General features: G+C 45.6%; 11 protein-coding genes. 5 read left to right on the top strand and 6 right to left on the bottom strand.

Annotated features, from left to right (window positions below; all coding sequences use genetic code 11):
* Window positions 1–53 precede the first annotated feature (53 nt).
* Window positions 54–1,337 carry a tyrosine--tRNA ligase gene (gene tyrS, locus ABXT60_RS01675; protein WP_443631056.1) on the bottom strand — a complete coding sequence of 428 codons (1,284 nt, stop codon included), beginning with the start codon at window positions 1,335–1,337 and terminating at the stop codon, window positions 54–56.
* Between the two features lie 224 nt (window positions 1,338–1,561).
* Here tyrS and ABXT60_RS01670 point away from each other — a divergent pair, with 224 nt between their 5' ends.
* Entirely contained in the window at window positions 1,562–2,875 is a 1,314-nt protein-coding gene (locus ABXT60_RS01670; RefSeq protein WP_443631055.1) for an OapA family protein, read from the top strand.
* 5 nt (window positions 2,876–2,880) lie between these two features.
* On the opposite strand, the gene erpA is transcribed toward ABXT60_RS01670, so the two are convergent.
* Together erpA and argC are read right to left on the bottom strand one after the other, a co-directional pair.
* Complete coding sequence (gene erpA / locus ABXT60_RS01665) at window positions 2,881–3,249, bottom strand: iron-sulfur cluster insertion protein ErpA (RefSeq protein ID WP_443631054.1); 369 nt, start codon at window positions 3,247–3,249, stop codon at window positions 2,881–2,883.
* 99 nt (window positions 3,250–3,348) lie between these two features.
* The gene (gene argC / locus ABXT60_RS01660) at window positions 3,349–4,389 is read right to left on the bottom strand and encodes an N-acetyl-gamma-glutamyl-phosphate reductase (RefSeq protein ID WP_443631053.1); all 1,041 of its coding nucleotides are present in this window, start codon (window positions 4,387–4,389) and stop codon (window positions 3,349–3,351) included.
* Window positions 4,390–4,571: 182 nt separating this feature from the next.
* On the opposite strand from argC, the gene ABXT60_RS01655 reads away from it, so the two are divergent.
* The 3 genes from ABXT60_RS01655 to ABXT60_RS01645 all read left to right on the top strand — a co-directional run bounded on the left by ABXT60_RS01655 (window position 4,572) and on the right by ABXT60_RS01645 (window position 8,267).
* On the top strand, window positions 4,572–6,326 hold the full coding sequence (locus ABXT60_RS01655) for a chloride channel protein (protein ID WP_443631052.1): 1,755 nt from the start codon (window positions 4,572–4,574) through the stop codon (window positions 6,324–6,326).
* 66 nt (window positions 6,327–6,392) lie between these two features.
* The gene (gene hemL, locus ABXT60_RS01650; protein ID WP_443631051.1) at window positions 6,393–7,688 is read left to right on the top strand and encodes a glutamate-1-semialdehyde 2,1-aminomutase; all 1,296 of its coding nucleotides are present in this window, start codon (window positions 6,393–6,395) and stop codon (window positions 7,686–7,688) included.
* A 60-nt stretch (window positions 7,689–7,748) separates the two neighbouring features.
* Complete coding sequence (locus tag ABXT60_RS01645) at window positions 7,749–8,267, top strand: hypothetical protein (RefSeq protein ID WP_443631050.1); 519 nt, start codon at window positions 7,749–7,751, stop codon at window positions 8,265–8,267.
* Here ABXT60_RS01645 and ABXT60_RS01640 read toward each other — a convergent pair.
* Together ABXT60_RS01640 and mrcB are read right to left on the bottom strand one after the other, a co-directional pair.
* Window positions 8,246–8,935: a hypothetical protein gene (locus ABXT60_RS01640; RefSeq protein WP_443631049.1), complete on the bottom strand. Its 690-nt coding sequence runs from the start codon at window positions 8,933–8,935 to the stop codon at window positions 8,246–8,248. The two genes, ABXT60_RS01645 and ABXT60_RS01640, sit on opposite strands and share 22 nt — an antisense overlap.
* A 6-nt stretch (window positions 8,936–8,941) precedes the next feature.
* A complete protein-coding gene (gene mrcB, locus ABXT60_RS01635) occupies window positions 8,942–11,134 on the bottom strand; it encodes a penicillin-binding protein 1B (RefSeq protein ID WP_443631048.1) in 2,193 nt (730 codons plus the stop codon).
* Between mrcB and ABXT60_RS01630 the strand changes: the two genes are divergently transcribed.
* Entirely contained in the window at window positions 11,127–11,606 is a 480-nt protein-coding gene (locus ABXT60_RS01630; protein WP_443631047.1) for a Rieske (2Fe-2S) protein, read from the top strand. The genes mrcB and ABXT60_RS01630 overlap by 8 nt on opposite strands.
* Here the strand turns inward: ABXT60_RS01630 and sfsA are convergent.
* The gene (sfsA, locus tag ABXT60_RS01625; protein WP_443631046.1) at window positions 11,603–12,325 is read right to left on the bottom strand and encodes a DNA/RNA nuclease SfsA; all 723 of its coding nucleotides are present in this window, start codon (window positions 12,323–12,325) and stop codon (window positions 11,603–11,605) included. The genes ABXT60_RS01630 and sfsA overlap by 4 nt on opposite strands.
* Window positions 12,326–12,359: the final 34 nt, after the last annotated feature.

Raw genomic sequence — 12,359 nt, 5'->3', positions numbered from 1 at the left:
AAATCAATCTTCGCAATAATTGGTCAAAAACCAACCACTTAGGGCTCAATGATTTACCCAGCCCAGTGCAACAAATGGAACAACTTTTTGCCGCGTTTTATGACGTGGTACTCACCCTGCAAACCTAAAAAGGGCGTTAAAACTGCGTCTAGATCACTAACCTTGTCACCATTAACGCTAACCGCATTGTTGACTATAAACTCTCTAGCCATTTTATTAGACTTAGCCAAACCAGAATCAACCAACACCTGGACTAAGGTAATGCTTTTCTTGCTAGTCTGTGAGGCAGGCATACCATCTAAATAAAGCTGCTGCAGATCCTCTTTGGTTAATTGCTCAAGCTGGCCAGAAAAAAGCGCCTCACTTATTCTTAAGGCGGCTTGCAAGCCCTTTTCACCATGAACCAAACGTGTTACTTCAGTTGCTAAAATGCTTTGTGCTTCAGGCTTACCCTGAGCCGCTCTGTCTTGCTCTTCAATAGCAAGCATTTTTGCTTCGTTTAAAAACGTAAAAAAGCGTAGGAATTTGTATACGTCTGCATCTGCTGTATTGATCCAAAACTGGTAGAATGCATACTGCGATGTTTTTTTCTCATCCAACCAGATAGTGCCACTTTCAGTTTTGCCAAACTTTGTACCATCAGACTTGGTGACTAGAGGAAGCGTTAAACCAAACACTTGGGCGCGATGCTGTCGGCGAGTTAAATCAATTCCACCCGTAATATTACCCCACTGATCGCTGCCACCTATTTGGAGACTACAATTGTATTGCTTATACAGCTGTGAAAAATCAAAGGATTGCAAAATCATATAGGCAAACTCTGTAAAAGAAATACCTTCTCCATCGCGCTCTAACCGCTGTTTAACTGACTCTTTTTGAATCATTGAGCTCACCGAAAAATGCTTACCCACATCTCTTAAAAACGTTAGAACATCCACGTCTTTTGTCCAGTCGTAGTTATTTACTACCGCTGCACTATTACCTTGGTCATTAAATTCAATAAAAGCAGACACTTGAGCCTTAAGGCGATCTACCCACTGATCAATGATGTCGATAGTATTAAGCTTACGTTCTTGAGATTTAAAACTTGGGTCGCCAATCATGCCAGTTGCACCACCTACTAAAGCCAGAGGCTTATGGCCTGCTTGCTGAAAGCGGCGCAACACTAACAAGGGAACCAAACTACCAATATGTAAACTATCTGCTGTTGGGTCAAAGCCACAATAAAGCACCCGAGACTTTTGCAAATGCTGTGTAAGCTCTTCGGGTGATGTCATCTGATTAACTAGTCCGCGCATTTGTAAATCGGCGAGTAAGTTGGTGTCTACAGCAGTCATATTAGATAGTCGCTTATTGGTAAAATAATTAAAAAGGTTGAACCCAGCCAATGGAACACACCCGAAAGCGCGTATTCTAGCGTGATTTAGGGGTAATAGAAAAGCGCTCGCGCGTCCTTCTAATAGCGCAATTTGGCGTAAAACGAGCTATTTTTGCCAGACAGGCGTGTTATCATGTGTCGCTTAGGCCTTTTTTCTTATCACATTTGTTAAACCCATACATTATGATAACCCTTTCTAAACTGTTGCAGCATTTCCCAAAACCATACTTACTAGTACTCACGTTTCTTTTTTTACTGATGCTTGCTATTGGTTTTTGGTCTAGCTCCCAAGCACCGGATGGCCCCAAACACACGACAACCAATACCAGACTAACGCTGGATTTAAGTCAAAAACTAGCCACTGAAAGCACCCAGCCACTGGCACCAGTCCCGGATGAACCTCAAGTGGACAAGTGGACCTCTGTTACCGTTAAATCTGGTGACAGTCTAAGCACGCTATTTCAGCGCGTAGGGTTGTCCGCACAAGATGTCTACCGGGTAACTCAGGCGACCAAGAAATCTAAGTCTCTGAGCACCTTATTCCCCGGCGATACTTTAGACTTTGTACTTGATAACGGGGAATTGCAAAAAGTTCGCCACATCAAGACCCCCTTAGAGCAGATTATTATCTCCCATCAGGGAAAAGGTCATTACACAGTTGAAACTATTACCCGCCAACCCATTATTGAAACTCGCTTTGTACAAGGTGTCATCAGTAGTTCATTGTTTGTGGACGGCCAACGAGCAGGGCTCAGCCAGAAGAAGCTCATGGAACTGGCCAATATTTTTGGCTGGGACATAGACTTCGCCCTAGATATTCGTAAACAAGATCAGTTTGCACTTATTTATGAGGAGAAATATCTCGATGACGCACTTATTGGGGAAGGCCAGATTTTAGCAGCGCAGTTTACTAATAGAGGTGAAGTGTTTAACGCTATACGTCACTCAGATGGCAACTACTACTCCCCCAAAGGCTACAGCATGCGCAAGGCATTTTTACGCAGCCCAGTAGACTTCTTCCGCATCAGCTCAAAATACAATCTAAAACGCATGCACCCCGTTCTTAAAACAATACGTCCTCATCGCGGTGTAGACTACGCAGCAGCTACAGGCACACCCATTAAAGCCTCAGGGGATGGCAAGGTGATATGGCTCGGAACTAAAGGAGGATATGGACGTACTATTATTCTGCAGCACGCTGGTATCTACACTACTTTGTACGCACACATGTCTAAATACAATAGCAAAGTTAAAAAGGGTAGCCGCGTAAAACAAGGACAAATTATCGGGTATATTGGCTCTTCTGGCCTAGTTACAGGTCCCCACTTACATTATGAATTCCGCGTTAACGGTGTACATAAAAACCCACTTAAAGTGAAGTTCCCTAACGTTAAGCCACTCAACAAAGAGCAAATGGAAGGTTTTAAACCGGTAGCAAACACTATTTTAGCCCAGCTTGAATCGTACCGTCTAGGCACGCCCTTACAGTCTAATTAGTCAGTTTAGATAGAAAAGCTTGAGCCACAGCCACAGGTCGTCGTTGCGTTGGGATTGCTAACAGAAAACTGTGATCCTTGTAAGCTTTCTTTGTAATCTACCGTGGCGCCCATAAGGTACTGAATCGACATAGCGTCTACCACCATAGTCACCTGGCCGTTTTCAATCTGGGTATCATCCTCTGCCACTTTATCATCAAAGGTAAAGCCGTAAGAAAAGCCAGAGCACCCTCCTCCTGTGACGTATACACGTAGACGCAAGTCTTGGTTATCCTCATCTTCCATCAGGTGAGTAACTTTTTTTGCTGCAGAATCAGTAAAGCCCATCGCTGGCAATGTTGCATCAAATTTATCTTGTTCGTCAGTGTGGGGCATACCGCTCTCTTTACATTTTCAGGGAAAGAATTATGCGCTTAACCTAGTAATTTAGTCAAGTATTAGCGCAGGGTATCTGTGCCTTTATCTGGATCACAACTAGGGCGCTAGAGGCACAATATCTAAACCAGCCGTTTCTTCCAGTCCCAACATCAAGTTCATATTGTGAATGGCCTGTCCAGCAGCGCCTTTGACCAAGTTATCAATAGCAGACAAGATGACCAATGTATCCGCTCCTTGGGGCCGGTGTAATGCAATTCGGCAGATGTTTGAACCTCGCACGCTACGAGTGTCTGGGTGACTCCCTAGCGGCATTAAATCCACAAAAGGGTGATCTTTATAACGCAACTCAAACAATTCCTGAACAGACTCCAAGGATAGCTCACGGCTCGTAAGACGGGCATATAAAGTGGCATGAATGCCACGAATCATTGGCACCAAGTGAGGCACAAATGTCACTCCTACTGGCCCATTATTAGCTATTGAAAGACGTTCTTTTATTTCTGGCAAGTGACGATGACCCGCCACTCCATAGGCTTTAAAGCTGTCACCGGCCTCACAAAACAAACTGCCTACAGCCGCGCCACGTCCTGCACCACTTACACCAGACTTGCAGTCGGCAACAAGGTGTTGTGCGTCAATCAAGCCCTGCTCAATCAAAGGCAGCAAGCCTAACTGCACTGCCGTTGGATAACACCCAGGGTTGGCGACTAGATTGGCTTTTTTAATAGCACTTTTATTAACCTCTGGCAAACCGTAGGTGGCTTGCGCCACAAGCTCAGAACAAGCATGATCCATACCATACCAGCGCGACCAAACATCAATATCCTGAATCCGAAAGTCTGCTGCTAAATCAATGACTTTGCTGCCAGCTGCCAACAACTCAGGCACTTGCTTCATGGCCACACCGTTAGGCGTAGCAAAGAAGACTAAGTCAGCTTGAGCTAAAGTTTGTGTTGTTGGCGCAGTGAATGCCAAATCATATTCTCCGCGAAGGCTTGGGTATATTTCTGACACTGCCTTGCCAGCCTCTGAACGGGAAGTAATCGCACAGACCTCAACCAGAGGGTGGCGCGCCAAAAGACGCAGCAACTCAACTCCCGTATACCCAGTACCACCAACAATGGCTACTTTTTTCACACTTATTTCCTTTCGATAAAGACTCTTCTAAAGCCATGATAATAGACCCAGCAGCAAAGCTAAAGCAAAGCATGACAATAATGGCTATGGGCATGTTAGTCAGCATCAGCAATGTAAGGTAAACTGGAACCACTAACCCCTTTATTTACAACAAAAACACAGCGTTTAACAATTCTTTTCCTATGGTCAAACTAAAACAGAAACTAACCTATAGCCTGAATCGAAATAATTTCAGGGCTAGTCATTTCCGTCGTCGGCTCGCCTACAACGACGCCCTCCCTCAAGTTAGCTTTCTTGGCTTTATAAGTGGCGTTGCCGCCGCATTAATTATTGTAGCATTTCGCAGTTTGTTTGAAATTCCTCTGGGCTACTGGCTGCCGGGTGGCACTGCTGAAAGTTTTGAAAACTTAGACCCCGTTTGGTATTTCTTCCTTCCTATAATTGGTGGACTTCTCATTGGCCTTTGGCTAATGTTTTTTACCCCTGATGAACGTAAAACAGGTGCCACACATGTGATGGATCGTATGGCATACCACCAAGGAAGAATGCCATTTAAAAACACCCTTGCACAGTTGATCGGTGGCGCACTGGGTATTTTGACAGGTCAGTCTGGCGGAAGAGAGGGCCCTGCAGTTCATCTAGGCTCTGCCGTAAGCTCACAAATAGGCAGCTTTTTTCATCTACCTAACAATAGTGTGCGTCTTATGGTCGGTTGCGGCACCGCAGGTGCAATAGCAGCCTCGTTTAACACCCCCATGGCTGGCGTCATTTTTGCCATGGAAGTAGTGATGCTGGAATACAGCATTATGGGCTTTACGCCAGTCATTATTGCCGCCGTTACTGCCACTTTGTTACATAACTATTTATATGGCGCTGAAATGGCCTTTATGGCGCCAGAAATTAGCATGGCCAGCATGAGTGAAATGCCACTCATTTTGGTTTATGGAGTAATCCTTGGCGCTATGGCAGCCTTGTTCACCAAAACGCTCACTAGCATGCAAAACTTCTCAGCTCAGCCCGTGCTAGCTAGAATGCTTATAGCTGGCACATTTACTGGCACACTGGCCTACTTTGTGCCTCAAGTAATGGGCATGGGTACTGATAGTATTTTAATGGCTATCGAGGGGCAGTATGCATTGGGCTTGCTTATAGCATTGGCTCTTGCCAAATTATTTGCAACCGCTATTAGCGTAGGTTTGGGCATGCCTATCGGCGTAATTGGCCCAACCCTGCTTATGGGTGCATGTGCAGGTTCTGCATTAGGCCATATGAGTAGTTATGTATTAGACGGACCTACATCAGATGCTGGCTTCTATGCCATGCTAGGTATGGGTGCAATGATGAGTGCTGTATTGCAGGCGCCTTTAGCTGCTCTGATCGCTCTCATGGAGTTAACTCGTAACCCAAGCATCATATTGCCAGGCATGGCCACCATCGTTATTGCCAACATCAGCTGCAGCTATGTATTTAAACAAGACTCTGTGTTTGTAGAGGTGTTGCGTAAGCAAGGGTTAAATTACCAAGCTAATCCAATCACACAGGCGTTAAATCATCAAGGCGTAACCAGTTTAATGCACGATGATATAAGCCATCATCAAAATGAGGATGTTGCAGGTTATCTAACGGCCGTAGAAAGAGGCCTGAACTGGCTCGTTATTAATAAACATAGTGGCAGTGGCCAGCCTAATGACGAGGTTTACCACCTTATACACCAAAGCCAGATCATCCTAGAAAAGGGCTCACCTGCAGGCTTAATTGAAGCAGCAGGATTTCCAGCCACAAGGTTTGGTTTTTGCTCTTCTCGAGCCACCCTGAAAGAGGCTTGGGACTTGTGCAAAAGGCGTGATTACCAACAACTTCTCATTACTGATATTGATGACCGAATTATAGGAGTGTTGCCCGTAGAAGAAATTCTACAATACACACAAAAGGATTAGCAGCGAGCGTAATTTAAGGGGATAATAGGACGCTAATTTTGCTTTCCCCCTTATTGAGAGTGCGCTATGTCGTCCAACCGAACACCTGTTTCTGCCCAGCTATTTGAAGCCGCCCAACAACATATTCCAGGCGGTGTTAATTCTCCAGTGCGCGCATTTAAAGGCGTAGGTGGCCATCCATTATTTTTTAAACGTGGGGTAGGTGCCTGGCTAACTGATGAAGACGATCTTCAATACGTGGATTATGTTGGATCTTGGGGGCCTATGATTTTAGGACACGCACATCCAAGAGTTCTGGCAGCCGTGTCTGACAGCATTAAAAATGGTTTAGGTTTTGGCGCTCCAACACGAGTGGAAACCGCAATGGCTGATAAGTTATGCAGCCTGCTACCACACATGGATATGGTTCGTATGGTAAGTTCAGGTACCGAAGCGACCATGAGCGCAATCCGGCTTGCTCGGGGCCATACTGGCCGTGACAAAATCATTAAGTTTGAGGGCTGCTACCATGGCCATTCTGATTCACTGTTAGTTAAAGCAGGGTCTGGTGCGCTAACTCTGGGGGTGCCTAGCTCCCCTGGCGTTCCTGACAGCATCGCTAAGCACACGGTGACCCTCACCTATAACGACTGCGAAAGTGTTAAACAAGCCTTTGCTGAAATTGGCACAGAGGTCGCCTGCATTATCGTTGAACCCATAGCTGGCAATATGAACTGCATCCCCCCACAAGATGGTTTTTTGCAATGCTTGCGAGACGTATGTGATGCCAGTGGCGCACTATTAATCTTTGATGAAGTGATGACCGGCTTTCGTGTTGGGCCTCAATGTGCTCAGGGTCGATATAACATCGCACCAGACTTAACCACTTTAGGTAAGGTCATTGGTGGCGGTATGCCTGTGGCCGCTTTTGGTGGGCGCAGTGAGGTTATGCACTCTCTTGCACCTATGGGACCTGTATACCAGGCAGGGACATTATCCGGCAACCCTGTCGCCATGAGTGCAGGCCTAGTCATGCTTGATGAAGTTAGCCAACCTGGTTTTTATGAGCAACTCACAAGCTTCACCAGCCAGCTTTTGGCAGGCCTAGAAGAACGAGCAAAAGCTGCAAACGTAGACTTTCATACTAGCCAGGTGGGCGGCATGTTTGGCTTATTCTTTACAGATCAACCTCAGGTCACCTGCTTTGCAGAAACCATGGCTTGTGATACAGAGAAGTTTGGTCGATTCTTTCACCTAATGCTGGCGGAAGGAGTATACCTAGCGCCCTCAGCTTTTGAGGCAGGCTTTACTTCTACAGCACATGGCGACAAGGAGTTGGCTCATACTTTAGATGCAGCAGAGCGCGCTTTTGCTCAACTTTAATCCATGTTGAGCTTTGCTTTCCTGCTGCTATCAGCCGGCCTTATTGCACTAGGCGCACTATTGTGGCGCCTTAGCAGTTCACAAGACGCCTACAAAGTAGCTTCATTTTGCCTTTGGATAGGGGCATATGGATGCATTGCTAATGCGCCTGTTTTTAGCTTATTTATTGAACCTGAGATGGCGACACTAGGCAATAATCTAGGCCTGTATGTAGGGTTTCCTATGATGGCCTTGGTGTTGTTGGACTTGATTCTTGGCTGGAAATGGCAGAAAGCCACATGGGGACGCATTTTTTTAGGTTTAGCCGCCATGTTTGAACTTATGCGTCGTGCAGAATCTGGTAACAGCTATGGTGAATTTCTTCTCATGGCCTGCACATTAGCTTTATTATTCGCATTTTTTAAGATTATAAAAAATGCCATAGCAAGCAGACAAGGCTTTAAAAAGCATTCAATTGTACTGGGGTTTTATGTTGGCTTAATGGTGGCTAGCCTGTGGTCAATTAACACTACCTTTGCCTTACTATGGAATAGCTTGACCCTACTCACCTTTGGAGGTTATTTATACTTTGCAGCCTGAGCTATAGCCTTAGCTTCACCTTGGCTATCTCCTAAATTGCTTCGGCTAGCACCAATTAACTTCCAAAAATAATACTGGTAGCTTTTCTTATTGGGCACAAGGGTTAGGCCCTTGAGGGCTAGCTGTTCAGCACGAGAGGCTTCACCTAGGGAAAGCTGCAAGGCCGCCAAGCGTGCGTAGACCTTAGGTTCCCGCGGCGCAATGCGTTGAGCTCTTTGAAGCTGAATTACTGCCTCAGTCACTTTGCCTTGCGCCTTTAGTTGATCAGCTTCAGTTAGCAACTGTTCCACTACAGCTTGGTCTGATGCAGGTAATGGCGGTTTCTGCGCCGCAGAAGGAGCCGCTTGTGTTGCAACTGACGCATTTTCTGGTACTGCTATTACTGTCACAACTTGATTGGACACCGGCTGCGCAGTAATGGTAACTACTGATTTAGGGGCTACGTAAGCTTTAGGCTTTGCAGTGACTACTGGCGCAGATGGCGCGGGTGTTACTTGAATGCTAGCAGGCACCTGACTAGGCAGAGTTGGTAGACGCTCAGAAGCCCTCGCTGGCACACTTAAGTCTTCAACAACAGGACCATAGCCCGTTGCTGCACAGCCCCCCAAGACAAGCATTAGGGATATGAGTGATACGTATTTAAAGCACGTGATTTGATTGTTATACATTAGTCACTAATATCCACAAGTTTTATTAAAAGCCGGTGCTGATACTTTAGGTATCGGTAACCAAACACCGTTAGGGCAATTATTGGGCATAGCCTTGCCTGTTTTTGCATTGAGGTGATAATACTCTATCAATTGAGGCTTGATGTCCTTATAGCTAGTGTACGCCAAATGCTGCATCAGTTGTGCCCACACATGCAATGCACCACCAGCGCCAGTGAGTGGCGTTGGTTTAGCATCCTCTCTACCCAGCCAGACAGTGGCAACATGCTGGCCACTAAACCCCGCAAACCAGCTATCTTTGAGGTCATTAGTGGTGCCAGTCTTTGCAGACACTTGTTGCTGTTTAGGCAAATATTGGTAAACACCCTTTGCTGTCCCATAGTGTGCCGCCATTCGCATTTCGTGCTGCAGTAAGTAAGTAGCGTCGTTGCTAGCGGCCTGACGTACAGCAAAGGGAAAATGACTCAGTAGCTGACCATTGGCCTCTGTCACTTGGCGAACAAGGCTCAAGGGGCTATAAAAACCATTGCCAGCTATCGTTTGATAGACTTGATTAACCTGCAGAGGCGACATTTCAACCGCTCCCAGTAATGCTGAAGGATACGCAGGAATGAATTGATCTACACCCATTTTTTTCAGTTGCTGCAACACCTTATCTACGCCTACCTGCATACCTAAACGTACATTAGCCTGATTATAAGACTTTGCCAAGGCTTCATACATCGGAACCTTGCCATGGGATTTACGATCATAATTTTGTGGTTGCCATAAGGTTCCATCAGATTGCTGCAAAGACACTGGGGCATCATTAATAATTGTAGCTGGGCTATAATGACCTGTCTCTAGAGCTGCAAGGTGGATGACTGGCTTTAATAACGAACCCACTTGACGGCTTCGATCTAAGGCCCAGTTATGCCCTGCATAACCACCGTTATGATCGCCTACTAAGGCTAACAATTCGCCACTGTCTCTATGACTCACTACTAACGCACCCTGTAAGCCTTGTATTTTACCATGACGTTGGTTGAGTTTTAGTACTTGCTCAACCATGGCCGTGTCTGCTTGATGCTGCACCCAAGGGTCTAAACTAGTAAAAATCCGTAACCCGTGGCTAGATAAGGCTGATGCTTGGTAATGCTGTTGCAGTTGCTGTCTTACTACATCCATATAAGCAGGATAGCGGCTCACCTGAGTGGCCCCAGTTAAATCTAATGGCAACCCTTGATACTGCATTTTTTGAGCATCTGAAATTAAGTTTTGCTGTGCCAAGATAGACAGCACCAGGTTGCGTCTTTTAGTCGCTCGTTTTGGGTATCTTTGGGGATTATAATAAGAAGGCCCTTTGACCAAGCCAACCAAAAGTGCAACCTGATGTAATTTAAGCTCACTTAGCGGTTGTCCAAAGTAAAACCGACTAGCAAGGCCAAAGCCATGAATTGCTCGTTTACCAGCTTGCCCTACAAATACCTCATTAAGATAAACTTCTAACACCTCGTCTTTACTGTAGTGAACATTTAGCAACAACGCCATTGGAGCTTCGATAATCTTGCGCCATAGGGTTTGCCGGTCTGTAAGGTAAAAATTCTTAACAAGCTGCTGTGTTAAGGTGCTGCCACCTTGTACTACTGCACCCGCCTGAATATTAGCCCACAAGGCCCGCACAATACCCCAAGGAGAAATGCCATAGTGGGAATAATAATTACGATCTTCAACCGCTAACAAAGTTTCAATAAAACCATTAGGCAAATCATTTAACTGGATGAGTTCTCTATCTTCATTGTGTGCCGGATAAATACCACCAACTAATTGTGGCTCTAATCTCAACAACGCCAAACCGGCTCCAGAGGGCTGACGCAAGCCTGTGATCGTATTTTGCTGCAGACTAACTTCTACCAAAACCCCAGGCTCATTACCATCGGCAAAACGAAACCCTCTGCTATAAATAGCCATGCCTTGATTTGTTTTTTGTACTTGACCAGGTGCATTTGCATGCTTTACCCAGCGATACCCTAATTGGGTAAGCTCATAGTCTAGCTGACCTGCTGCCATTTTCTGACCTTTGAAGAGCTCCAGTGGGCGGGCGTAAACTTTGGCTGGCAAGGACCAGCGATGGCCTTCAAACCGATGTCTAATTTGAGCATCAAGGTACACTAGCGCAACAACACCAATTACCATCAACACTGTGGCAAATTTGAACACCCAAACCCAAGATATCCAACCGACAGGCCCTGTTGATTTAGCTTTATTAGTCGTTCGTCGCTTAGTCAATGTGTGTTCTCAATTCTGTTATGCTAGCCATATATTCTTTCCTATTTTGATCATACGTATGCTTTTAACACCGCAACCCACTGTACTTTTGAACAGCCACGAGCTTGAGGAAGGCCACAGCAAAGGATTTATTATTAATGGTACCAACCTTTTTGTCCTACGCCATCAGGGCAACCTTGTAGCCTACCTCAATAGCTGTCCCCACCGAAAAGTGCCTTTAGAGTGGCTTCCTGACCAATTTTTAAACTCTGACAAACAGTTTATTCAGTGCGCCACTCACGGAGCACTATTTACAATTGAGCAGGGGCTTTGTATTAGCGGCCCATGTCATCAAGAATCTCTCACCAACCTATGTGTAGAAGAGCGTGGTGGTAAAGTCTATTGTACTATTCCTAGAGGTTAAGCTTGCCTTGCCATGTTCAGTGGCACAACACGCACCAAACTCATTTCTGTTAGGCTTATTGACGCTCCATAAGCCATCACTTCTACGCCTTGTTCTATGGCCCAGGCCAATGTCTCAGAGTAACCTGGGTCCACATCCCATGCTGGAGATACCTGAGTTATGCCAGTATGGGCGACACAATATACCAAAACAGCCCTATAGCCTTGAGTCACCATGTACACTAATTCACGAAGGTGTTTACGCCCGCGCTGTGTCACTGCATCTGGAAATAAACCCTGCCCTTGTGATGTCATAAGAGTGACATTTTTCACCTCTACATAACACTCTGGTAAGCGCTCATGCTGGCTCAAGAAAATATCTATTCGGCTATTTTCCTGGCCGTATTTTACCTCAGTTTCCAATTTACCATAGCCTTGCAGTGGCGTAATTGTGGCATTATTTATAGCCTCTACAACCAAACTATTAGCTCGATGAGTATTAATACACGCCAAGAACTGTTGATCTATTTCTACTAGCTCCCACGTACAAGGGTATTTCCGCTTTTTGTTTGCCGAATCCCAAAACCAAACCCTACTATTAGGCACAGCGCAATTCTTCATAGAACCCGTATTAGGACAGTGCAGGGTCAATGGCGTTCCATCATGTGTGTGCACATCTGCTAAAAACCGCTTATAGCGCCGGCCTAGGATGGCTTGCTGTAGGGGTAATAAAAATTTCATTTGATATATCCGATAATGAAACTAAGGGTGTTTA

The organism is Candidatus Njordibacter sp. Uisw_056, assembly GCF_047730085.1.
Lineage (GTDB): Bacteria > Pseudomonadota > Gammaproteobacteria > Pseudomonadales > Balneatricaceae > Njordibacter.
The sequence above is the reverse complement of the archived record's forward strand: the minus strand, read 5'-3'. Positions and strand labels throughout refer to the sequence as shown.